A 22,266-nucleotide genomic window follows, 5' to 3' on the forward strand; every position below is an offset into this window, starting at 1 on the left:
CCCTGCCCCTTATCGCTCAATTGTGCCGGTACGGCGCAACTTTTTCTGCAGCAACAACACACCATAAAGCAAGGCTTCGGCTGTCGGCGGACACCCGGGCACATAAATGTCCACAGGCACCACGCGGTCACACCCGCGCACAACAGAATATGAATAGTGATAATAACCGCCGCCATTTGCACATGACCCCATGGAGATCACATAGCGTGGCTCTGGCATCTGGTCATAAACTTTGCGCAAGGCCGGTGCCATTTTGTTGGTCAGGGTGCCTGCCACAATCATCACGTCTGATTGACGTGGGGACGCGCGTGGCGCAAAACCAAAGCGCTCAGCATCATAACGCGGCATGGACATGTGCATCATCTCAACCGCGCAACAGGCCAGACCAAAGGTCATCCACATCAACGAACCAGTCCGCGCCCAATTGATCAGATCATCGGTCGCGGTCACCAAAAAACCTTTATCGGCCAACTGGTCATTTACGTCGAGAAAGAATGGATCATCAGCACCAACCGGCTTCCCGGTCTTGGGGTCGATAATACCTTTTGGCTGCGGTGCAACCAATGTTGAATTATTGTCTAATCCCATTCCAGAGCCCCTTTGCGCCATTCATAGATAAAGCCGATGGTCAACACACCCAAAAAGATCATCATCGCCCAAAAGCCGAACCAGCCCACATCCTTAAACGCCACTGCCCAAGGGAAGAGGAACGCCACCTCAAGGTCGAAAATGATGAACAGGATGGCCACCAGATAGAAACGGATATCAAATTTCATCCGTGCATCATCAAATGCCTCAAAACCACACTCATACGCCGACACCTTTTCCGGGTCCGGGCGTTTAATTGCGATGATGAAAGGGGCAACCAAAAGTGCCAAACCGATCACGGCGGATAATCCGATAAATATGATCACGGGCAGATACTGAGAGAGCAATTCGGTCATAATTGCCTTGCCTTTTTTGACAGCTGAAACTCAGCCAAGATTATGTCCCAAGTCAGACTCACGCGAATGAGCCGAAACTTCGATTTGGTACGGCTTACGCCAACACCATACTCGTTTCAAGGGCTTTGGCTTTAAATTTTTAATTTATCTCCCCTTTGAAAACAATTTAGGCCCATAGCGTAAATGCTTTAAAAAACTTGATTTTTTTAGTCATAAAAAAAGAGCGCTCCGCTTGGAACGCTCTCTCTCGAACACTTTGTTGTGTCAAAAAAGCCTAGTTGAAGTACCAACGGGCTTTTGCATCAATGGCGTGGCTTGAAGTGCCGCCCTCATAGAAGGACCAATTATACTCAGAGCCAAGGGTCAGATCGTCCGATACAGCAAATTCGATACCAGCACCAACGATGCCTACCGCGTCGTCAAAGTGATAGCCGATACCACCAACACCGTAGAGCAACACATCATCTGAAACCAGATAACCTGCGCGACCTGTCAAATCATATTGGGCGCCATAATAGGTGCCGCCATCATAGTTGGCTTGAGCGCCAACCTCGAAACCAAACACCATTTGGTCGAACTGTGTGTTCATACCCGCAATGGCACCAATGCCCCAAACGTCTGATGCCGCATTAACATAAGCACCATTCACACCAGCATAAAACCGATTCCAGTCAAAGCCAGGATCAGAATATGCAGGCTGAGTTGGAGCCGGTGTATAATCAATCACAGGGTCCGCAGCGGACGCGCCTGCCGTCATTGCTGCTGATGCCAGCACCGCAATGGAAATTTTCTTCAAAATGCTCATAGTTGCCTCCATGGCTCTCTTAAGCGTTACTCTCGGCATATGGGTTTCGATTTTCAAAACGCAATGGCGAACCATCTGGTTCCACCAAAATTTTTTAAATCAACGCGCTGGGAAGAAAGCGCAAAGAATCCCTAACACCTGAACCCCTAAGTTAAAGGCAAAAGATGACCGGAATTGGTCTGAATTGTGGCGAATTTATTTCATGCCTAATGAAGTGTAAAAATGTCACACCACGCAACGCGGCGTGACATCATTATGTATCGGCAGAAATTGCGAGCTAGTTAAAATACCATCTCAATTTGGCGTCATACACATGCCCCGTAATGCCTCCGCCGTCTGTGATGTAGGTGTATTCACCGCCAAATGTGACATTGTCATGCACAGCGAATTCCAAACCGCCGCCGATGCCTGCAAATGCATCGCCAGTATTGTTGAACACAACACCGCCTGAAAGATATACGAGGGCCTCAGGTGCAACGAGATAGCCAGCGCGACCGAACAAATCATAAAGCGCGCCGGAATAGGTTCCCCCATTATAATATGCGGTACCCTGCACTTCGAGACCAAACACCCAATCTCCTGATTGCATGTTCAAGCCAGCCAGACCACCGAATCCTAGATATTGCGTGCCATCATTCATGCCACCACCGCTGAGACCAATATAGAAGCGGTCCCAATCAAATGTTGACGATGTAATCACCGGCGCCGGTTGGGGATATACGATCGGATCGGCGGCGATAGCACCCACCGTTCCAGCGGCAACCATGGTTGTTGCCATCAGTATGGATTTATACATTTTTGCCTCACCCTTTTATTAACTAAACGTAAAATTACGCCTAGGATTAAAAAGAGTCAAACACCAACATGCCACCACGCTCGTTCAGATGAGCGATCTGCACAAACAGCAAGGCAAATTTTGGGAAGAAAATGGCGGGAGTGACGGGACTCGAACCCGCGACCTCTGGCGTGACAGGCCAGCGCTCTAACCAACTGAGCTACACCCCCTTGAAGAAGAAACTCTCATCAAGAGTGAGCGTGGTTTAAAACTGATTGGCACATTAGTCAAGCGCCATTTTCAATCTTTATGACATTGTTTTCAAAGAGAAAAAGATTTCTTTTTGTCAACGCTGCCGAACCACGACAAGGACCAAAATGGTGGGCGGTGAGAGATTCGAACTCCCGACATCTTCGGTGTAAACGAAGCGCTCTACCAGCTGAGCTAACCGCCCCCGTTTGGTGATGCATCGTTTAGTGTGTTCTTTCGCGCTCGTCAACAAAAAAGGTCTCGATTTTCACCGAGACCTTCAAAAAAATGCAAAAAATTTTGCGCAGACTAGTTCACAGCGTCTTTGAGCTGCTTGCCTGGCTTGAATTTTGGTACATTTGTCGCAGGAATATCGATTTCTGCGCCAGTTGCTGGGTTGCGGCCTTTGGTGGCTTTACGGTGAGATACCGCAAAAGTGCCAAAACCAACCAAACGTACTTCGTTGCCGTCTTTCAATGTGCCGGTGATTGATTCAAATACGGCATCCACTGCACTGGCGGCATCTGCTTTTGTCAAACCAGCTTTTTCCGCAGTCGCAGCGACCAAATCATTTTTGTTCATTAGTCCATCCTCATTTTTTGGCCCGACTTACTCATTGTCGGGCAATACGCCATGAACCTTTTGACGATTCTTCCTCAAACGCAAGGAAATCCGGCCATTTCAGCCCGGTTTTAGGCAAAAAAAGAGCGGAAAAGTCGCCTTTCCCGCTCCAATGCTGTCAAATTGTGGAAAACCCTAGTGCGCAATGACTGAAGAGCCCTCACCTTTTTCCGCTTTTTTGCTGGCGGCATAGGCCTCAAAGTCCCACTCAATGGCCTTCGGCGCTTCCACCAAGGCGTGCCCCAAGACCTCTTCCATCTGCTTCACAGGGACAATTTCCAGCCCCTCTTTCACAATGTCGGGCACCTCGGTGAGGTCACGCACATTTTCTTCGGGAATCAGTACCTTTTTGATTCCCCCGCGCAACGCGGCCAGTAGTTTTTCCTTCAAACCACCAATCGGCAGCACCCGACCACGCAAGGTGATCTCACCAGTCATGGCCACATCGTGGCGCACAGGAATGCCGGTCATCACTGAAATGATCGCGGTGGCCATCCCAATACCGGCCGAAGGCCCGTCTTTTGGCGTGGCCCCTTCCGGCACGTGCACGTGAATGTCATGCGAATCAAACTTTGGCGGTTCGATGCCAAAATCTACAGCGCGCGAACGCACATAGGTCGCCGCCGCCGTGATTGATTCTTTCATAACGTCCTTCAAATTGCCGGTCACGGTCATTTTGCCCTTGCCGTGTGTCATGACCCCTTCAATGGTCAGCATTTCGCCGCCCACTTGGGTCCATGCCAGACCTGTCACAAGACCAACTTGCGGATCCAACTCGATTTCGCCGTAGCGGTGCTTTGGTGGCCCCAAATATTCCTCGACTTTTTCCATATCGAGCATGATGGACTTTTTCTTGTCATCCATCATCAATTCGGTCACCGCTTTCCGCATCAGATTCGCGATCTCACGTTTCAAGTTCCGCACCCCGGCTTCGCGGGTATAACGACGAATCAAAAACTCGAGACCTTTATCTGGCAACGCAATCTCTGATGTTTCCAAACCATGCTCTTTGATGGCGTCAGGAATCAGATGCTGACGGGCAATTTCCATCTTTTCGATTTCCGTATAGCCAGATAGACGAATGATCTCCATCCGGTCGAGCAACGGCCCTGGAATATTCAGCGTGTTGGCGGTGGTGATGAACATCACGTCCGACAAATCGAAATCCACTTCCAGATAGTGGTCTGAGAAGGTGTTGTTCTGTTCCGGATCCAACACCTCCAACAAAGCAGAGCTTGGGTCGCCGCGGAAATCCATGCCCATCTTGTCGATCTCATCGAGCAAGAACATCGGGTTGGACTTGCCCACCTTCTTCATGGACTGAATCACTTTACCCGGCATAGAGCCAATATAGGTCCGGCGGTGGCCGCGAATCTCGGCCTCATCACGCACGCCACCGAGTGACATGCGTGCAAATTCACGCCCAGTCGCCTTGGCAATGGATTTACCCAGAGAGGTCTTACCCACACCTGGAGGGCCAACAAGACACAGAATCGGACCTTTCAGCTTGCCGGTACGGCTTTGCACGGCAAGATATTCAATGATCCGTTCTTTGACCTTCTCAAGGCCATAATGATCCTCGTCCAACACATCTTGCGAGAATTTCAGGTCACGTTTGATCTTCGATTTTTTGCCCCAAGGCAGACCGAGCAGCCAATCAAGATAGTTGCGCACCACGGTCGCTTCGGCCGACATTGGGCTCATCGCCTTCAGCTTTTTGAGCTCGGCTTTGGCCTTTTCTTTCGCCTCTTTCGACAATTTGGTTTTCTTGATGCGCTCTTCCAGCTCTGTCAGCTCATCGCCGCCATCTTCAGAATCACCCAGCTCTTTCTGAATAGCCTTCATTTGCTCATTCAAATAATATTCGCGCTGGGTTTTCTCCATCTGCCGCTTCACGCGGGTGCGGATGCGCTTTTCAACCTGCAGCACACCGATTTCGCCTTCCATCAGCTCCAGCACGCGCTCCAAGCGCCCCGGCACAGAGGTGATCGACAAAATGTCCTGCTTGTCTTGAATCTTGACCGCAAGGTGCGACGCAATCGTGTCTGCCAGTTTTGAGTGATCCTCAATCTGAGATACGGCACCCACCACTTCCGGTGACACTTTTTTGTTCAGCTTGACGTAATTCTCAAACTCATTCACCGCAGAGCGCGCAAGTGCCTCGGCTTCCACTTCATCGTGGTCGTCGGTCGCCATGGCTGTGGCTTTGGCTTCGTAATACTCGTCGGTGCGCACAAATTCTTCAATGCTGGCGCGCGACAAACCTTCGATCAGCACTTTAACGGTGCCATCAGGCAATTTCAGCAATTGCAGCACCGATGCGATGGTGCCGACATCAAACACATCCTCAGGCGACGGGTCGTCTTCCTGCGCATTCTTCTGCGTCACAACAAGAATGTTCTTGTCGTCGCGCATCACTTCTTCAAGCGCTTTGACAGATTTTTCCCGCCCCACAAATAGCGGCACGATCATGCCCGGAAACGCAACAATGTCGCGCAGGGGTAAAACGGGATAAACCCGGCTTTCGCCTGGAGCCAAATCAAGTTCCGTTGTCTTGGATTCGGACATACAAATTCCTTTCATCAACCAGAATTGATTTCCCAAAAAAGCGGCAAAATCAATTCCGTTCTGGACCGACAATGGGTCACGCAAACGGTCACGCCCCGAACTGGACGCACCAAGACTCATTGATACTATTAGATAGGAAGTTTTGTTGGCCCTACAAGTGCATGCAGGGCCAAAATCACAAAACTTTACGCGCCGGCTTCCAGCTCTTCTTCCTTGCGATCGGAATAGATGTAGAGGGGACGTGCGTCCTTATCCTCAACCACATCTTCGCTGATCACAACTTCTTCCACGCCTTCTAGCGATGGAAGGTCATACATCGTGTCAAGCAAAATGCCTTCCATGATGGAACGCAGACCCCGTGCACCGGTTTTCCGGTCAATTGCCTGGCGCGCAATGGCCCGCAATGCATCTTCGTGGAATGTCAATTCAACTTCTTCCATCTGGAACAAGCGCTGATATTGCCGCACAAGCGCATTTTTCGGCTCGGTCAGAATTTGCACAAGCGCGCCTTCATCCAAGTCTTCCAATGTCGCAATCACCGGCAAGCGACCGATAAATTCGGGGATCAGGCCAAATTTCACCAGATCTTCTGGCTCGACCTCAGCAAACACCTCACCCAAACGACGATCTTTAGGATCGCTCACTTCGGCGTCGAAACCAATCGAGCTGTGCTCACCGCGCTCGGCAATAACCTTTTCAAGTCCAGCAAAGGCGCCACCAACGATAAACAGAATGTTGGTTGTATCCACTTGCAGGAATTCCTGCTGCGGATGCTTGCGTCCGCCCTGTGGTGGCACGCTGGCGACAGTGCCTTCCATAATCTTAAGCAAGGCCTGCTGCACGCCTTCACCTGAAACGTCACGCGTAATCGATGGGTTATCAGATTTACGGGAAATCTTGTCCACCTCGTCGATATAAACGATGCCGCGCTGCGCCTTCTCCACGTTATAGTCAGACGCCTGCAACAATTTCAGGATGATGTTCTCAACGTCTTCACCCACATAGCCGGCTTCGGTCAATGTGGTGGCGTCAGCCATGGTGAAGGGCACATCAATGATGCGCGCCAAAGTTTGCGCCAGATAGGTCTTACCGCAACCGGTTGGGCCAATCAGCAAGATGTTGGACTTGGCCAACTCAATGTCCTGATTTTTCGTTGCGTGGTTCAAGCGCTTATAATGGTTGTGCACCGCCACGGACAAAACACGTTTCGCCCGGGCTTGCCCAATCACATAATCGTCGAGCACTTCGCAGATTTCCGCCGGTGCCATCACCCCGTCTGAAGACTTCACCGTGGAAGATTTGTTCTCTTCCCGGATAATGTCCATACAAAGCTCGACGCACTCATCGCAGATAAAAACGGTAGGTCCGGCAATTAGCTTGCGCACTTCATGCTGGGATTTACCGCAGAATGAGCAGTAAAGCGTATTTTTTGAGCTGTCGCCGTTACCGTTATCTTTTGTCATCAAAGCACTCCTAAATGTGCACTTAGTCCAGCATATTCTAAAAACGCTATCACTTGCATATAAACAAAGTGTAAGCGTTTTTGTTAGCTTAGCTTTTCTCTTCTTGTCGCGCAAATGACGAATTAGGCATCAATTGTGTCATTTTTCCGTTATTTGCGCTGAAAAATGCTAGCGCCCTATTCGCCGGGCACCGCACGTTTGTCATATACCTTATCGACCAGACCAAACTCTTTGGCTTCCTCCGCAGACATGAAATTGTCGCGCTCGAGCGCCTGCTCAATCGTGTCGTAATCCTGCCCCGTATGGCGCACATAGATTTCGTTCAAGCGCCGCTTGAGGTTTTCCGTGTGCTTGGCATGGATCAAAATATCGGTCGCTGTGCCCTGATAGCCGCCAGAAGGCTGGTGCACCATCACAGATGCATTCGGCAACACGCCCCGCATGTCCTTTTCGCCTGCGGCCAGCAAAAGCGAGCCCATAGACGCCGCCTGCCCCACACAAAGGGTGGAGATTTTCGGGCGGATAAACTGCATGGTGTCATAAATCGACAGGCCTGCAGTGACAACCCCACCCGGCGAATTGATGTACATCGCGATTTCTTTCTTGGGGTTCTCACTCTCCAAGAACAAAAGCTGCGCCACAATCAAAGAGGCCATATTGTCCTCAACCGGCCCGGTCACAAAGATAATGCGCTCACGCAGCAAGCGTGAGTAGATATCAAAGGAACGCTCGCCCCGGTTGCTCTGTTCCACGACCATTGGCACCAGCGTATTGGTCAACATATCCATCGGATCTTTCATATAGTCCACCTTCTTTGCAATCGAATCGGTTGTTTCGATCAGATATGATCCTGTCTTAACTTAGCGTAAAGCCGCGAGATAGGCCCAACAACCAAGTCATTTAAGTCAGGGTTAATTTATTCGCTCATCGCCATCAACATGTCGGGCAGCTCTGCCATAATATCTGAAGCGATTAATCCTTCTTTTCCAAATTGTTGCGCCGCCGCCCCATGGATAAAGGCCCCGGCACACGCCGCATCAAATCCACTCATGCCGCGTGCCAGCATGCCGCCGATTATCCCCGCCAAAACATCTCCTGAACCCGCCGTGGCCAGAATGGCCGGCGCATTGGCATTGATCACCACACGTCCATCAGGGGCACCAATCACTGTATCTGCCCCTTTTAAAAGAACCTGCGCCCCACTCATGTGAGCAGCCTGACGCACTTTTTCAACCTTGCCCGCCGCTAAATCCAATCCGGCAAACAATCGCGCAAACTCGCCATCATGAGGTGTCAGCACAATTTTGTCCCCACCATACCTCTTTATATGGTCGAACAAGGCCTTTGGATCACCGGCAAACGCCGTCAAAGCATCGGCATCTAGCACACATGCCCGCTTTGCCGCAATGGCTGCCAACACCCGATCACGCAATTTTGCGTTGGCACCTGCGCCCGGCCCTAACACGAGGCAATTATTGCGCTCATCTTTCAGCAACTCATCCAACGGCTCGGGCTTGAGCATAATCTCGGTCACGTGAGGAGCTTGTGCCACCAAAGCACCACGCTCTCCAAATAGCGACACCAACCCTGCCCCCGATCGAAGTGCCGCCATCGCGCATAACCGCGCTGCACCACCACTCAATTCATCCCCGCTCAACACCAAGCAGTGTCCGCGGCTATATTTATGTCCGCCAGCCTCATAAGGCGGCATGGTCCACAAGTCCGGTCCATTATACCAAAGCTGCGCATCGATGCGCGGCAACACACTTTCCAAAATGCCAATCTGGCCCAAATGCACATTGCCGCAATAGCTTTTGCCCGGCAGCAGAAAGTGCCCCGGTTTCAACCGAAAGAAACTCACACTGGCCAACGCACGCACGGCCCTGCCGCGCACCTCGCCCGTGGCACCGTCAATGCCGCTGGGCATATCAATCGCCACAATCGGCTTGTGCGTGCGGTTCATGCGTTTGATCAGTTCGGCAAACGTACCAGTAACATCCCGATCCAGCCCCGCACCAAACAGCGCTTCCACCAGCAACTCACTATCAGCCAACACATCGTTGACCGGGCTGTCATCTGTGCCCCACAAATCCAAGTGCTTCCGCGCTGCATCACCCAGCTTTTCGCGCGCGCCCTGAAATGTTAGTTTGACAGACCAACCCGCATCGCGCAGCAAACGGGCAACCACAAAGCCATCACCACCATTATTTCCGGGTCCGCAAAGCACACCCACGGCGCAGGGCGCAAAATAGGTCAGAATATAATCTGCCACCACCTGCCCGGCATTTTGCATCAATTCAAATTCTGGCACTCCTTTTTGAATGGTCAGCCGATCGGCGGTGCCCATTTGGTCCGGTGTCAGTAAAAGGTGCTCTGATTCTTTTTTCATCGCCCATATGCTGGCATATTCGCCGCCTTTATTTCCATCCAAAAAACGAGGTCAACATAAAGACGTCTTCATCCAAATAAAAAGGCCGCCCGAAGGCGGCCTTAAATCAGTCAACTCACTCTTTTAGCAAGAGATTAGTCGTGGTTGTGCGGCTCGAGGTCTTCCTCTTCGCTCTCTTCAACCAATTTGATCAGCTCGTCTTTGCTGACTTTCTTGTCAGTCACATCCGCCAGCTCGAGCACGTAATCAACAACCTTGTCTTCAAAGATCGGAGCGCGAAGGCCAGCCAAAGCTTGCTGATTGTTGCGGAAATAGTCATATACCTGCTGCTCTTGACCAGGATATTTCTGCACTTCCGCGATCAGCGCTTTTTGGTGCTCTTCTTCGGTCACTTCGATCTCGTTTTTATTGCCGATTTCAGCAATTACGAGGCCAAGGCGCACACGACGATCGGCAATGGCGCGATATTCCTCGCGTGCCTTCTCTTCGGTGGTACCCTCATCTTCAAAGCTGCGACCATGATGTTCAATATCATGGGTCACACGATCCCAGATGCCTTTAAATTCAAGGTCAACCAGCTGCTCAGGCACATCAAACTTGTGCGCTTCGTCCAGAGCGTCCAGCACTTCGCGCTTCACGCGACGACGGGTCAAACCGTCCAACTGGCCTTTCAACTGGTCAGTAATCATCTCACGTAATTGCGCGATTGATTCCAAACCAAGTGTTTTGGCGAACTCGTCATCAATCTCAACATTCGACGGAGTTTCAACTTCCAAAACTTCCACATCAAATGTGGCATCTTTGCCAGCCAGGTTCTCGGCGCGATATTCCTCAGGGAATTTCACTTCAACAACCTTCTTGTCGCCTTTTTTCAGGCCAACAAGCTGCTCTTCAAAGCCCGGGATGAACTGGCCGGAACCAATCACCAATGGCGTTGAATCAGACTGACCGCCTTCAAATGGCTCGCCATCAACCTTGCCCAGGAAGGACATGGTCACGCGATCACCATTTTCCACCTTGCCGTCTTTGGCTTCAAATGGACGATTCTGGTCGATCACCGCGTTGAATTGTTCGTCGACTTCTTTCTCGTCAACTTCAACAACTGGGCGCTCAATTTTAATTTTTGAGAAGTCCATCAACTCGACGGCTGGCAAAATCTCATAAGCAACTGAGAAATCCAGATCGGACTTGCCTTCAAATACCTGGTTAAGAACTGTCTCGTCTTCGCCAAAATCAATTTCTGGCTGCGCGGCGGCTTTCTCGTCGCGCTCATTCAAAGTAGACTGAACAGAGCTGTTCACCGCTTCCTGAATCACATCGCCCATGACAGAACGGCCATAAACTTTTTTCAGATGCGCAAAAGGAACCTTACCCGGACGGAAACCCTTTAGATTTACTTGGCCCTTGAGTTCGTTCAATTTGGCATCGAGCTTTTCATTTAACTCAGAAGCCGGAATGCTCATTTCAAGCTTACGCTTCAGCCCCTCGTTAAGGGTTTCAGAAACCTGCATGCGGAATATCCCGTTCTTTAATTCGATCGATCATTGTTCGCTGGGGAGAATGGTGCGGGTGGAGGGACTTGAACCCCCACGCCTGAGGCACCAGAACCTAAAACTTGTGGGATATCCCAAAAGTCCCAGAAATCCTACACCTTCCCCAGTGTGGTTGTGACTCGACTGTCACGTTATGTCACAGCCGTGTCACAGTGTTTTTGGTGCGGGTGGAGGGACTTGAACCCCCACGGACAAAGCCGCTGGTACCTAAAACCAGTGCGTCTACCAATTTCGCCACACCCGCGTTGCGGCTGCTAATGGCACGTATCTATTTATGATGTCAATCGTCTTTATCCAAAAAGACACCAGCCATTCGCTAAAAGTCCAACAACGCCTCTCCAGCGGTGTCGAGATCATTCGCCACAAGATTGGTGTATCTCATGGTAGTTTGAATGCTCTTATGACCCATCCACTTCATTACCTTGGGTAGGTTCACGTTCTTGCGAACCATCCGAGTGCAACAAGTGTGCCGCAGCATATGAGGGACGAAGTCAGGATCATCCCCTGCTCCCATGTGGTGGCGCATACGGTTCCAATGATCCCTAAACGTGTCACGAGGGATTACCTTAAAAGGATATTCGAACTCAGTATGCTTCGCTACAATGTCCCAGCCCTCTTTTGCTGGCCCGATTAAGGGTACCAAGCGATTCGATCCATTCTTGGTATCCATGAACTTGACATACCCGCCACTCACATTGTTTCGGTGAACCTTATAGGCCTCACCCAAACGACAGCCCGTATACAAGAGGAAGTTAAATAGGGCTGCGGAGTTTTGTTGACCGATGTGGAATAGATATTCAACACACCGTTCTTCTTCGTGCCGCTCCAGTACCCGTTCGCGTCCCTTCCCTTCTTTTTGAAAGGGTATTTTGGGGCGCTTTGGGATAAGTTCACAATCCACAGCGTGAACCAGAAGCTTCGATAATGTGGATAATTTCCGATTGATCGTAGAGTTAGACAGCCTGTCCGCTTTCATCTTCTGGACGAGGTCTGCGATAACTTGGTTGGTGATCTTTGGAATTGGTTCTTCTGCCTTTATGTACTTTAGCAGAGTACGGCAGTTAATCTCTGTCGCTTGAGGTGCCTTGGTGTCACCCCATAAATAATCGAAATGTTCGTCAATGAATGCTTTGAAGGTCACTGACGAGTTGGTAGGGAGACCTTTGAGAATTGCCTTCTCATAAGTCTCCGCTTCCACCTGAGACGAGAAACCGCCCTTGCGGATACGTTCTCCGTTTATGACAACGTCAACTTGCCATCTATTCCCGCGCTTCCTTATCATTGACTAAACGCTCCTCGATATCTTTGATCAACGCTCGGCCCTTAGGCGTGAGCTTGAGTGTTTTCTTCCGACGATCCTCCCGGTTGGTGGTCACAGCAATCAAATGATGACCGCCACTGGCCATCTCTTTGTGACCATCCTCCCAGTAGTAAACGTTGCGAGATGCTGGTCCAGACAACATTCCCACGCGCTTCTCAATCTCTTGAACGCTAATGTCGCGCCCCTGTTGTTCAGCGTCAGCAATCTCTAAAAGTGTTAGAATTGTGCCAATCTGCATCTTATGGTCGATGCTGTTAAAAACCCGATTGGCGGCGATGTATCGTTTCAGTATTGATGCCATCTATTTCTCTCCTCTGATGTAATCATCTCGATTTCTGCGATTACTCCAATCATTAACATCTCTACGTTAACGTGCAAGAGGAACAGAAATAGAACATTCACACTATTCTTCTTCTTCCTCCTCTGTTACGTGGAACTCGTCAGCATTGACAATTTCCCTCGCAAGTAGGGTGTTACCAATGTTGCAAGCCTCCCAGTGATCAACACGTAGAGGCAACACGCAGATGGTCTCCCCGTCTTCCGCGAGGAAACAAAGATTCGTCTTCATATCTGTACTCCTTTGGAAGCATTAACTTGCACCGCGATCACATTTAATCACGGTTAACGCAGTTAATACGTTAACGTCGAGAACAAGCCTGTTCTAGACCTGATTTAGGTGTTCATTCAAGGGCAAAAGCCTCCCCCCTTAACCTTCTGTAAATATCATCGTTTTAGGAGTAGTCGGGACTCCACGCGGAAACCCGCAGGAATCCTAAGTATCTGTTTTTGCTGGATTACTTAGCTTGGTGTGGATATCCTGTGAATATTAACCTCCTTTCACTTTGGGTTGGACGAATCGTCACACCTGTAAACCATAAAAGCAGGGATTTCGGGCGGCTTTTCTAGACGCGCAAGCTTATGCATTGAACCCCTCCTCTCCGAACTCCTCGGTGACCTCCAAAAAGCCAATCACGTCGACACCCTCAGGCGTTTGAATGACCATGATGAAACCTTCCACGTCGATTGAACCCATTACTTTCTCCTTTGCGGTTCGTGTGTGTGTGTGTTGGTGCGGTATAGGAACAAGCTAAGAGGCCTCCGCAGTCCACCTACGGAAGCCCCCTGCTTGCGCTCTAGGGAGTTTTATGAGTTTGCCGCCTTACCCTTAGGTGGAATTACCATCTGTTCAGATGCCTTGGCCCGATAATAATGGTGCCGGACACTCTCCAACGCCTCCGCGAGGGTTTGCCTTCGGCCATTCGTGGGAACGTCAGGACTGATCCACTGACAGTGCCAATGCCAAGTCCCTGCAGTCGCGCCATAGTGTTCTGAACGTACAACTCCGACGACCCACCCGTTTCGTTTAACGTGGTGGATCGTGACAGTCTCATTGCGATGATAAAGGGTATAGGTCCATCTGTCGTTCATGGCGACACAAGATGCCATAGCCATGAGAACAGATCAAGAACAAACTAAACTGGTAGAGGTGCATTTTTCGCCCAGATCACCAGCGACAATACCGGGACGACAAGCACAAAGATTGCCATGAGGGCGACCTCAAACGGGTCCGGCCCTCGCTCCTGTTTAAGCCTTTCTAGGATATTCATTGAGGCCTCCTCAGTCTAACAGCCAGACGCCGCATGTCAGTTTGCGAGAAGCCCGACATAATCCAACTGGACGGACGCCATCCTGATCAACCATCCACCCATCTTTCACCACCTGAACGTGACCAGTGGTCCACACAAGATGACGGTGATGGCGCTTGAGGTATGGGATCAAATTCTTGAGTGACTTGCGCCGCACCGGAAGCGCCTTAGGCTTAACGCCAAAGTGTTTGAGCGCATTCATAATTAACTCCATCGAAAGATAACCCTTCCAGTTACTCCGACGATCCCTTGCGAAATGATCCCAGACAGTTTGGAAGTCCAGCCCAGCGGCCACCGCTACTGCCGTAATCCCACACACTGGACCTCGAGGCGTCCCATTTGGGACAGCCAGACCAATGTCACGAGGCACTTCAAACTCACGCTTAATCATCGTATGAATACTCCTCTGCAATGCTATCCAAGATCATTTTCTTCCGGTCTTCCGGTGTCTGTTCATTTTCAAAAAGATTTCCCAGAGACTGATGCAAGTCGTCGCAGTCGCTACCCGTTTCGAGTAACGACACCGCTTCGTCAGCCTTGCGATTGAACCTTCCAACACCCATGACCCCATCGTAGAGCCACTGATATTGATGCCCCTCATAATATATCAACATTACCGTTATTTCCCCGTTATCGTAGGTATTAGCCTATAACAAAGCCGGACTTGTCCTTACGAGCGTCACCCTTTGCGTAGAGCGCAACGATCACACCTTTGGGATCAAGATGTCGTAAGTCAGTCTCGTCTCCATTCACGATTGGAACCTCCTTTGTTGGCTCACCGAACAATGCAGTACCTTCAAACTTTTCGATTGTTTTCTTGTCGCGGAAAACCACGGCAACGTTACACCCAGTGTCGCTATGCGCCTTCTCAACAGCCATCGCATATTTACTATCGGCTTCACTATATGAAAGCACCAGCGTGTAATTATCAGGCAGATCACGATAAACCCGCTTGTAAATCTTGGTGTAATCGTAGAACTGAATGTTTGGGAATGCCTCAAAGATGTGGGCGTAATTCACCACGTAGTGCATCGGATCATCATGTTGGGTTTTATGAGTCCGAACACATGGATGCCCTACTTCCCATTGAATATCTGATGTCCCATTGAGACGCACCACGGGCTTCACACCTTTCTTGGCGCAGTAACGCTCAAACCGCTCGAGGTTGTCCACCAATTCACTCATGAACGCAGCACGATCTTTGTGATAACGCTGGGTCTTCGCAACACGAGCCTTTTGCACGTTGCTCATGCGACCACGTCCGGCAGTGTTGAGACACGCCTTGAGACACCCAGCCTTCTCAGCCATAGGGCAAACTGTTGGACCACCTGCCAATGTAGCTGGTGCAAGGTACATGATTGCAGTCTCAAATGCACCGTCACCCTTAACAGTCTTTGCGTTGTTTCCTGAGCGGATCAGTGTTCCGGCGAACATGGTATTCCCTCCGTTATCGTAGGTATTTAGACAAAAAAATAGCGTGGGTTTTCTCTGATTTTCCCACGCCATTAAGCGAAAACTTGCGATGTTCGGAGGCGACTAAACAGTCACATAAAGAGTCCAAAAATATAGCCCAACGGATATCCCAAAGAACCCAAAGAACGCCTTGTAAAACTGACGAGACCGCAGCGCATAAACTGCGGTGATCACCAGCAAAATCAGCGTGTAAGTGAGGTTTATTCGCATGAACATGGTGGAATAAAGGAAAGCAAAGACAATACCCAGTGAGAAGATGACCCACCAGTCCTTCCAGCTTTTCTTCTTGAGACCCACCACGGTTGAAACCACGAGAACCCCCAGCGATATTAAGACAAATATCAGGCCACGGATTTCGGAGTAACTTTCAAAACCCCACGACTGCAAAAGCAGGATCAATTCTAACGTCATATCCCCCTCAAATTGTTTCTTTAGTAGCTCAATCTGAGAACTGATAAGACCACCTTCCCCGCTTTTCAAGCCGCCTCTTGATTAACTTAATAAAGTGGTGACTAGAATTACTCATACGCCACCACCTTAGAACGTTAATCCCTATCTTTTGGTGGTTGATTGCTTTTGCCAGCCCGGTGCAATTGATGCCTACCAACCTGCTGCACGTCCAGATTTAGGGGATACTCTTAGGCGTATCTGTCCTGCATCTTTCAGTGGTCCTTGCGAGACTGGTCATGTCTCCTGCTGCCTACTGAAGCAATCTTTTGTGTCGAAACATTGTGCCTTTGGATAGGTCACACAATATCAGACAATTCATATTCACGATGTCAAAGAACTTAGGGGTTCGCACCCTATCCGCTCGAGCCGCCTAAGCGTCTGTCGCTGATTTCTGTTCAACGCTAACAATCTTCGTTAGTGCCGCCAACTACGTTATCGGAGATATTTATGAGAACTTTTCCGAACCGCGCAGATCACCTAGCTGTTGGCCTTTTGCCTGTTGCTGTTGTGGTGTCCGCTAGGCCGTTTGATTGCCTCAAATCGTCCGCAAACGTAATCTTCACAATGTCAAAGAACTGAAGCGTTGAGTGCTTCCCGCTGAAGTCTTTCGGTGTCCCGCTTCGTTCAGCGTGGTTACACCCTAGCTTACCTCCGTTATCGTAGTCAATATCTTTTTTGTAGATTTTTGAAAATTTTTTGAGAGACTTTTTCGCCCTATAATAAGTCACCCTTGGCGCGGTATAGGATCGCTGCGGTATCTTTGCGGTGTCTCTGCGTTATCTTTGCGGTGTCTTTGCGTGATATTTCAAAAAATGTGGGATCAGACAAAAAGACAAAAGAGACCAAAGGAAAGCGCGGGGCTTCTCTTGGGCATCTCATTGGTCACCCTACCTTTGCAGATGTGTTATCTAGTATGATATCTAATGTTTTCAGACACTTATCAAAAAGATGTGTCGCCAGTTGTGACAATTCTCGCGCCATATAGGGCATTTGCGACCCCCTACCCACCCCCACGGGGGAAACGAAGTCTTCACTCTCTACGAAATACCACTTCAGATTTTTTCAGAAAACCTCCGCGATATCTCAGAGGGACCCTCACAGCACACTCTAAACACCTCCGTGCTGCCCCACAGTTGCGATCTCAGAGGCTTCGCGAAGGTCTCCGCTAGGGATATACCAGAGAGAACATAAACGACTCTCACAGGTCATTTATTTAGGTCCGTTATCGGAGCTAACTTGCTACAGACAACCGGAGCTAAGACTGACCTGTGAGAAATCTATGAGTGAACGTGGAGATATCTTGCGAGATAACAATGAGAGAACTCTGGAGATATATCTTAGATATTATCTTTGCTGTTATATCTCATAATAATCTCATAAAGACCTTATGAGGTATCTCTAAGATATCTATGAGTTATATATGAGATAGGGTACTCGATTTTATCTCATTTGTCAATACCCCTACGTTAACGTGGGTAATTATTTTTGAGAGAAAACAGCAACAATGGTGTCTTAGAATGAAGTCCAAGCCATCTTAGACCCACCTGAGAACTCCTTGTTTAATGGAGACTCATGGAGACGTCTGATTTGCTCCTCTAACCACTCTTGATGCTGTCTATCAGCAACCGTTGCTGCGTCTTGGTTCATCAGCTCAACAAAATGACCAACCAACATTGCCAAGGTATCAATTCTGTCATCATGTCTCAGAGCGTCTTTTTGACGACAGATATGTGTCATCTGATAGAACAAACTCTTGTGGCTTCTGATGCTTGTCTCATACTTCTGAATAGACTTGTGGTCTTCTTCAATGACCGATGGGTCTACGATCAGGCGATGCTGAGAAATCACAGGTTCCAACACGTCGAGAATGCGCATTTCCTTCATGGTATTTGAACGAACTTCAACAATCTCGGCGTTGACGTCATTGCGTCTCAACACAGGCTCTAGAAGCTTCCCAAACATACCATCGCCGAAGTTACTTTCGATAACGATGGATTGAACCTTATGCATCTTAGCGATTGTCACAAGGGTCTGCAGAGTTTCTTCATCGTAACCACCAGAGAGACCCCCAGCGGCTGGCACCCAGATGTTCGAAGCAAGCATATAACCAACGGCATAACCTGTTTCGTCTTGACCTCGACCAGAGGGGTCAATTGCCATGACGCGATGTTGGTAGTGATCGAACTCATTCCCATGTCCTGCTGCTGCATACATGCGGTCACCGGACATACCATAGTTGGGAAGGTCTTTGAGTTCCCTGTCGGGATTCGGGAGCCAGAAGGTTTCGATTGGTGCCTTTTCAGGCGGCACCGGAAAGACCACAAGGTCCTTCAACTTCAAGGGGAAACGCTCCTCGTCCGACAGAGAGGTGTTGAGCATAAACTGCAACTGGTAACCTGCAAGCCCATACTCAGCCTTGCGGTCCATGAGTTCATCTAGATCGAAGCGATCAGGATCAACAGCTTGACCGAAACGACCCTCGTCGTACATCTTGCGGACCATCGGTGCCAGATCATCACCGTAGTTGACGATTTCTTCCTTGGTTGGCACCTGACTGGGCCAAATACGCTTGGTAAAGGTTTCAGGCAGCTTGTTGTAAATGCTGTCTTCCGTCTGGGGTGTACCCAGATAAATCACGCGAGAAGTCTCAAGGGGTTTCAGGATAGCCGAGAACTCTTTCGTTTTCTCGATCAACTTGTCGCGCATGGTGACAGTCGCAGAGTTGTTCACCACTTCGACGTCATCGACAATGATGATATCAGCACGACCACCAGTAAGCTGGCTGTCAATGCCCTTAGCGAAGACAGAGGGTGTCTGATCGGGTTCTGCGGGACCCACATCGAACTCAACGCGGCTTGAACGCTGCGATGGTCGAGGTTTGAGGTGTTGGAGTTGAGGGACAGTCTGGATCAACTGCATCGTGAAGGTCACGAAGTTGTCCGATCGGTTCTTCGACGCAGACACCACCATGATCTTCAACTGAGGGTTCTTGTAGAGTTCCCAAAGTACGTATGCAGAAGTGATGAATGACTTCCCGATCCCCCGGAAAGCTTCAATGCACATCTTGTTTGGTCCATGCTGAATGAACCGCGCGATGTCGTACTGAGCCGGGGTCGGATTAGGAAGATTGATGTGCTTCCAGATCATCCAAAGGAATTTTCGGAAGTCCTCCTTGAGAGGATCAACTTCCTCTTTGGGTTTAATGACCAAAAATAGACTCGTGGATTGAAATCTAGGGGGTCTGTGGAGTCGTTTTAAAGGCCCCCGCTATGGACATACCGGAGAGACTAAATCGGCCCCACAGAGCCGTTTAAATCAATGGACGTTGTCGTACTCGTCATCATCATCGAACTCAGGCATGGCGCTCATTTGTTCAGCGAGTGACGACACGTTTGAATTGAGATCCCCGATGGCCTCAATTCCATTGTCTTTGAGGAATTTAATGGCGTTTGCAAAATCAGACGCCGTGGCTTCGCCGGACGCGATGCGGTCTTTGAGTTCCTTCGCGACCAACTCATGCAGCGCAGCCATTTGAGATTTTGTAGCACTCATGAGAACAACAGCCCTTTCAAATTCGAGAGCCACCCGAGAACACCGATAGCGCCCATACCAATGCCAGTGAACAGGTTCAGACGAAATTTGGTGCTTTCGATGGCTTCACCATGCTCCTTTTTCGTCGCATCCAGCTCCTGCCAAAGATGCTTCTGATCGTCCAAAACCTGTAGAAGTCGCTCATTGATCTGGTCTTGCTTCCCCTCGATGCGCCCGAGAGAGTGGAGAAGGAAGGCCTCGCGACCCTCCTTTGTGGAAGGGAGGTTATCCGTCATTTGACTTTTTGCCCCCAATCTCAATTTTGGACCCGGACTTTTCGAAAGAACGGCCCAAACCGTAAACGGTAGTCCACATCGTGGTCAGGATGACCATGTCGTTTGAATCGATCTCAGGAAGGACACCAAACAACCCGTAATGGTTGAGGATGGGGCGCAAAATGAAGTTGTAAGGCCACAATAGCACAACCATCCACGCAAGCGTTGGACGCCAATTGCGCTGGAAAGCGGTGCCACTCACTTCAATCTTAGCGATATCGCCCATGACCTTATTGAGTTCTGTTTGCTGACTGATAAGTGCCGTTGTGATCTCGTTCTTCATGCGATCAGCTTCAGCTCGGTTCGGCACCACCTTGTCGATGATGGCCCCTACCCGTTCGATAATTACGGTTAGAACATTCATGATTATTTTTTCCGTAGCCACTCTACGAGAACCTTCGCGCCAACTTCGACAAGTGTCGCAAAGATTGAATTAGAAGCCTCCTGAGAGGCGTTTTTCGTTTCCGGTATATGGGTAGCTGTGACATCGCTCACGGACTCCTGAGAGGCGCCTGAGTCGATCTCTACGCCATATCCAGCCGCAAGGAGGGCTTTGTCATATTTCTTAGCCAGATCAGCTATCTTCCGAGCTTTATCTAGACCATTTACAGTGCGCCGAGCAGCGTAGAAATTACTCTTGCGAAGGTTGACAAATTCCTCGAGACGTTTTCCCGTCCACCATCCTTCCAAAGTACCTTTCACCAGAATTACTGCAGCGTATTCTGGCACCAACGCCAATTCAGGCTTCTTATCAAAGGGGATACCTGTTTCTCGTGCGGCTCGTTTATAGTTTTCTTCCCAAGTCATTTGGACGAAGCCGCGACCATGCCAAGGGTAATAACGCAGATTACGTTTGCGCCAATTCTCAGATAGCCAATAGGCTTCGACGACTGGTTCAAAGGTATGGTTTGTCTCCCATTGAGCTGTGGCCAAAAGATAGGCGGCTTGGTTTCGGAGAGCGCCTTGCTTTTCGCACTCTTGGAGAATGAGACGCATGTGTCCCTTCTCAGGAACCTTTAGAAAAAATTCCTTATAATTCATGATTTTACAATGGGTTTCTAAAGTATGAAACAAAGAAACCCCCAAGAGTTTTTTAGGCTCTCAGGGGTCTTTTCATGTGTGGGATCGGCTAGTTTACCAGCCGGAATTTATGTCGATTGCATCAAGTTCCGCTTCAGTTTGTGCGGCATCAATTTGATTGAACAATTGCTCTTTGCGAAGGAAGGTACTGTTGACGTGATCAAAAACTTCATCCGACAAAGCTTCCAATGCAGGAAGGTCAAATGGAACGAACATTCCCGGCGAGGCTTCCCATTTCACAATGGTACCCTCGGGTTTATTCTTGAGACCATTGATGGTATTCGCAAGCATGTTCTGCGCACTGCGCGTGGTTTTTACCGGAACGCCATTGTAGATAAAGCCGGAGTTCTCGACTTCTTCGCGCTTAACAGTCACGTCATTCTTCATGATCTCCTTGCGTTCCTCAAAGGACGGTTCAGGAGCCACGTAGGTTTCTAGACGATAACCTCCAAGTCCTTCCCAACCGTCAACGGCTGGCATGACCATGGCATCGCCAATTTTTACAGACCGACCTTCTACAACGTCCGTTCGCAGGACATTTCCAGAAGGATCAATTAGTTGGAGCATTTATCTCTATTTAGATCGTGAGATTGAAAGTGTTGGTCCAAGTTTTTCGCGCTGAGATGTTCACAGCGTTCGTTTCGCGACCAATTTCAATAAAGTTGGTACCGTCATAGCTGCCATAGAGGACCCAGCCAGTTGGATCACGGCCTTGGTCGTCATTCGCAGTACGGTATCGGTATTGGTTGAAGACCCAGCCACCAGCATTGCTCGTGAAATCCACTCGCACTCGGGTTCGTTTAGGCCCTGTCTGAAATGCGAGCCATTTTGTATTGGCGTTTAAATCAACAAGGTTTGGAGGTTGTTCAGCCGAAGGGTTGCTTTTGTCATCGGCGACAGTCGTGGAACCCCATGCGACAGCGTTACCGTTGTAAAGGAGCTGGAAGTCAGCGGCTTGGGCTTCGTCAGCCCACCAACTATCACCATATAGGCTAGTCAGTTGCCAACGAAGCGCCACAAAAGGTTTCGCGAGGTTAACACGCAAACTCGGAAAGAATGACAT

At 49.5% G+C, this 22,266-nt stretch carries 25 protein-coding genes and 3 tRNA genes; all 28 read right to left on the reverse strand.

The window, feature by feature from the left end:
- Positions 1 to 9 precede the first annotated feature (9 nt).
- Positions 10 to 588: a NuoB/complex I 20 kDa subunit family protein gene (locus L1I42_RS08795; protein WP_236114100.1), complete on the reverse strand. Its 579-nt coding sequence runs from the start codon at positions 586 to 588 to the stop codon at positions 10 to 12.
- Entirely contained in the window at positions 579 to 944 is a 366-nt protein-coding gene (locus tag L1I42_RS08800) for an NADH-quinone oxidoreductase subunit A (protein ID WP_236114101.1), read from the reverse strand. Before L1I42_RS08800 ends, L1I42_RS08795 begins: the two co-directional genes overlap by 10 nt.
- Positions 945 to 1,218: 274 nt before the next feature.
- A complete protein-coding gene (locus L1I42_RS08805; protein ID WP_236114102.1) occupies positions 1,219 to 1,749 on the reverse strand; it encodes an outer membrane protein in 531 nt (176 codons plus the stop codon).
- Between the two features lie 277 nt (positions 1,750 to 2,026).
- Complete coding sequence (locus L1I42_RS08810; protein WP_236114103.1) at positions 2,027 to 2,545, reverse strand: outer membrane protein; 519 nt, start codon at positions 2,543 to 2,545, stop codon at positions 2,027 to 2,029.
- 132 nt (positions 2,546 to 2,677) lie between these two features.
- Positions 2,678 to 2,754: transfer RNA gene (locus L1I42_RS08815), tRNA-Asp, on the reverse strand.
- A 148-nt stretch (positions 2,755 to 2,902) separates the two neighbouring features.
- Positions 2,903 to 2,978, reverse strand: a tRNA-Val gene (locus tag L1I42_RS08820).
- 104 nt (positions 2,979 to 3,082) lie between these two features.
- Positions 3,083 to 3,355: a non-specific DNA-binding protein Hbs gene (hbs, locus tag L1I42_RS08825; protein ID WP_236114104.1), complete on the reverse strand. Its 273-nt coding sequence runs from the start codon at positions 3,353 to 3,355 to the stop codon at positions 3,083 to 3,085.
- Positions 3,356 to 3,529: 174 nt separating this feature from the next.
- Positions 3,530 to 5,962: an endopeptidase La gene (gene lon / locus L1I42_RS08830; protein ID WP_236114105.1), complete on the reverse strand. Its 2,433-nt coding sequence runs from the start codon at positions 5,960 to 5,962 to the stop codon at positions 3,530 to 3,532.
- 185 nt (positions 5,963 to 6,147) lie between these two features.
- Positions 6,148 to 7,425, reverse strand: a complete 1,278-nt coding sequence (gene clpX / locus L1I42_RS08835; protein WP_236114106.1) for an ATP-dependent Clp protease ATP-binding subunit ClpX — start codon at positions 7,423 to 7,425, stop codon at positions 6,148 to 6,150.
- A gap of 176 nt (positions 7,426 to 7,601) precedes the next feature.
- Positions 7,602 to 8,225 (reverse strand): ATP-dependent Clp protease proteolytic subunit, encoded by a 624-nt coding sequence (locus L1I42_RS08840; RefSeq protein ID WP_305067706.1) that lies wholly within the window; start codon positions 8,223 to 8,225, stop codon positions 7,602 to 7,604.
- A 116-nt stretch (positions 8,226 to 8,341) separates the two neighbouring features.
- A complete protein-coding gene (locus L1I42_RS08845) occupies positions 8,342 to 9,814 on the reverse strand; it encodes an NAD(P)H-hydrate dehydratase (protein WP_236114107.1) in 1,473 nt (490 codons plus the stop codon).
- Positions 9,815 to 9,948: 134 nt separating this feature from the next.
- Entirely contained in the window at positions 9,949 to 11,325 is a 1,377-nt protein-coding gene (gene tig / locus L1I42_RS08850; protein ID WP_236114108.1) for a trigger factor, read from the reverse strand.
- Between the two features lie 201 nt (positions 11,326 to 11,526).
- Positions 11,527 to 11,611: transfer RNA gene (locus L1I42_RS08855), tRNA-Leu, on the reverse strand.
- A gap of 72 nt (positions 11,612 to 11,683) precedes the next feature.
- The gene (locus tag L1I42_RS08860) at positions 11,684 to 12,649 is read right to left on the reverse strand and encodes a tyrosine-type recombinase/integrase (RefSeq protein ID WP_236114109.1); all 966 of its coding nucleotides are present in this window, start codon (positions 12,647 to 12,649) and stop codon (positions 11,684 to 11,686) included.
- A complete protein-coding gene (locus L1I42_RS08865; protein ID WP_236114110.1) occupies positions 12,627 to 12,989 on the reverse strand; it encodes a helix-turn-helix domain-containing protein in 363 nt (120 codons plus the stop codon). Before L1I42_RS08865 ends, L1I42_RS08860 begins: the two co-directional genes overlap by 23 nt.
- 102 nt (positions 12,990 to 13,091) lie before the next feature.
- Positions 13,092 to 13,256: a hypothetical protein gene (locus tag L1I42_RS08870; RefSeq protein ID WP_236114111.1), complete on the reverse strand. Its 165-nt coding sequence runs from the start codon at positions 13,254 to 13,256 to the stop codon at positions 13,092 to 13,094.
- A 904-nt stretch (positions 13,257 to 14,160) separates the two neighbouring features.
- The gene (locus L1I42_RS16275; protein ID WP_255768752.1) at positions 14,161 to 14,295 is read right to left on the reverse strand and encodes a hypothetical protein; all 135 of its coding nucleotides are present in this window, start codon (positions 14,293 to 14,295) and stop codon (positions 14,161 to 14,163) included.
- Between the two features lie 10 nt (positions 14,296 to 14,305).
- Positions 14,306 to 14,536, reverse strand: a complete 231-nt coding sequence (locus L1I42_RS08875) for a hypothetical protein (protein WP_236114112.1) — start codon at positions 14,534 to 14,536, stop codon at positions 14,306 to 14,308.
- A 181-nt stretch (positions 14,537 to 14,717) separates the two neighbouring features.
- A complete protein-coding gene (locus tag L1I42_RS08880) occupies positions 14,718 to 14,948 on the reverse strand; it encodes a hypothetical protein (protein ID WP_236114113.1) in 231 nt (76 codons plus the stop codon).
- A gap of 28 nt (positions 14,949 to 14,976) precedes the next feature.
- Positions 14,977 to 15,768 (reverse strand): GP88 family protein, encoded by a 792-nt coding sequence (locus tag L1I42_RS08885; protein ID WP_236114114.1) that lies wholly within the window; start codon positions 15,766 to 15,768, stop codon positions 14,977 to 14,979.
- 102 nt (positions 15,769 to 15,870) lie between these two features.
- Entirely contained in the window at positions 15,871 to 16,218 is a 348-nt protein-coding gene (locus tag L1I42_RS08890; RefSeq protein ID WP_236114115.1) for a hypothetical protein, read from the reverse strand.
- Positions 16,219 to 17,769: 1,551 nt separating this feature from the next.
- Positions 17,770 to 19,467, reverse strand: a complete 1,698-nt coding sequence (terL, locus tag L1I42_RS08895) for a phage terminase large subunit (protein WP_236114116.1) — start codon at positions 19,465 to 19,467, stop codon at positions 17,770 to 17,772.
- A gap of 105 nt (positions 19,468 to 19,572) precedes the next feature.
- A complete protein-coding gene (locus L1I42_RS08900; RefSeq protein ID WP_236114117.1) occupies positions 19,573 to 19,809 on the reverse strand; it encodes a DNA packaging protein in 237 nt (78 codons plus the stop codon).
- Positions 19,806 to 20,084 (reverse strand): hypothetical protein, encoded by a 279-nt coding sequence (locus tag L1I42_RS08905; protein ID WP_236114118.1) that lies wholly within the window; start codon positions 20,082 to 20,084, stop codon positions 19,806 to 19,808. Before L1I42_RS08905 ends, L1I42_RS08900 begins: the two co-directional genes overlap by 4 nt.
- Positions 20,074 to 20,487, reverse strand: a complete 414-nt coding sequence (locus L1I42_RS08910) for a 3TM-type holin (RefSeq protein ID WP_236114119.1) — start codon at positions 20,485 to 20,487, stop codon at positions 20,074 to 20,076. The genes L1I42_RS08905 and L1I42_RS08910 overlap by 11 nt, the downstream gene beginning before the upstream one ends.
- A 2-nt stretch (positions 20,488 to 20,489) precedes the next feature.
- Positions 20,490 to 21,197, reverse strand: coding sequence for a hypothetical protein (locus tag L1I42_RS08915; RefSeq protein WP_236114120.1), 708 nt, complete (start codon positions 21,195 to 21,197; stop codon positions 20,490 to 20,492).
- Positions 21,198 to 21,257: 60 nt separating this feature from the next.
- A complete protein-coding gene (locus L1I42_RS08920; protein ID WP_236114121.1) occupies positions 21,258 to 21,770 on the reverse strand; it encodes a DUF4376 domain-containing protein in 513 nt (170 codons plus the stop codon).
- A 10-nt stretch (positions 21,771 to 21,780) separates the two neighbouring features.
- A complete protein-coding gene (locus L1I42_RS08925) occupies positions 21,781 to 22,266 on the reverse strand; it encodes a hypothetical protein (protein ID WP_236114122.1) in 486 nt (161 codons plus the stop codon).

The sequence above is a fragment of the Maritalea mediterranea genome, from assembly GCF_021568695.1.
Lineage (GTDB): Bacteria > Pseudomonadota > Alphaproteobacteria > Rhizobiales > Devosiaceae > Maritalea > Maritalea mediterranea.